Genomic DNA, 1745 nt, shown 5'->3' on the forward strand with positions numbered 1-1745 from the left:
ACTCTAAGGCGATGCCCTTGTTGCGGGGCATCGCCGCGTCTCGGCAGGCAACGAAAATTATGACGCAGTAGTACTAGGCCTTCTGTTGGCGTCCATTTGAATGCGCAAGTCCTCGGCTCAAGTAGCCAAGGCCTCTAGCAGCCCAGCCACGCCGATGATCGCCATCACGCGCTTTATGTTGTAGGCGAGCACATTGAGCGCCATCTCAGTTGCCACCTTCGGCAGCCGTTTCGTGAGAAAGTGCGTTGCACCCATCCAGCTCTTGATGGTGCCGAACGGATGTTCCGCTGTCGAACGACGCACTGTCATTTTCTCTGGATGGTGATCGAGGCGCGCCTGCACAGTCTCAAGCACGGCCTCGTGCTCCCATCGGGAGATCAATCGCTCCTTGCCAGTGGTGCAGCTATGCTTGATAGCGCAACTCTGACAGGCGTTGGTCCGGTAGCGACGTAACACCAAACCTTTGTCCGCGGTCGTAAAGAAGTAGGTAAGCTTTTGTCCGGCAGGACAAATGTACACGTCTTCCGCCGCCACGTACTTGAAGTCCTGCTTGCCGAAACGCCCTGCCGCCTTCGCGTTCGAGGTCATAGGCTTTGGTAGCGTGACGGCGATGCCTGCCTTTTCGCAGGCGAGAATCTCTTCGCTCGCGTAATAGCCGCGATCTGCCACAGCGTCGAGCCTCTCAACGTCCATCTCGGTTCGCGCCTGCTCCGCCATATTCGACAGTTGATGGCGATCCGTGCCAACGTTCGTCACCTCGTGGGCCACAATCAGATGGTTCTTGGTATCGACTGCGGCTTGCACGTTGTAGCCGACGATCCCTGTGTCCTTGCCGCTCGTTGCCATCGAACGCGCATCAGGATCGGTCAGCGAGATTTGCTTGTCTTCACTCTTCACCATCTCGGCGTTGACTACACTGAGCCGCGCGATCTCCTCGTTCAGTTTCGCGATTTTGTCCTTAAACCGCTCAACCTTTGCCTCTGGCATTGCATCACCGCGGCGGTCGGCGGTCTCCAGTTGCGCTATGTAGCGCGCGATGCTCTCCTCAATCCGCTCCAGACGCCGTTTCATCTTGGCTTCGGTGAAGCTTTTATCGCGCGCATTGACAGCCTTGAATTTGGATCCGTCAATGGCGACGCTCGCCTCGCTCAGCAAATCAAGCTCGCGGCACAGTGCCACGAAGGCACGGCAAACCTCACGAATGGCCTTGCCATTGTCCTTACGGAAATCCGCAATGGTCTTGAAGTCCGGCGCCAGATGCCCCGTCAACCAGATCAGTTCGATGTTGCGCTGGCACTCGCGCTCTAAACGACGGCTCGATGGGACGCGATTGAGATAGCCATAAATGTATATCTTGAGCAGCGTCGCTGGATGATAGCAGGGCCGCCCTCTTTCCAGCGGGACAAGCCGTCCAAAGCCGACCTTGCCAAGATCAAGACCCTCAACGAAAGCGTCAACCGCGCGAACTAGATTGTCCTCGGCTACATAGTCCTCAAGTGCGGCTGGGAACAAACTGCTTTGGCTCCGATCAATCCCCTCCACGAAGCCTGACATCCAGCGCTCCCGATTCGCCGATTCACGCGCAGAATCATAGCATCGATGGGACTTTTCACACAGCCTGGGCCACAAGCGGCTGTGAGCAGTCGCAGCGAGGCAGTCCTTTTCGATCAGCTCGTTGACGAATGCGTTGTCGAGCTTTGGGACGGCCCTGTTCGAATAGCTAGGTTTGAACCGGAAGAGCCGGA

General features: G+C 57.0%; 1 protein-coding gene. It reads right to left on the minus strand.

The window, feature by feature from the left end; genetic code table 11:
- Positions 1 to 117: 117 nt before the first annotated feature.
- Entirely contained in the window at positions 118 to 1554 is a 1437-nt protein-coding gene (locus tag Q2941_RS51550) for an IS1182 family transposase (RefSeq protein WP_458197530.1), read from the minus strand.
- Positions 1555 to 1745: the final 191 nt, after the last annotated feature.

Source organism: Bradyrhizobium sp. UFLA05-153, from assembly GCF_054185185.1.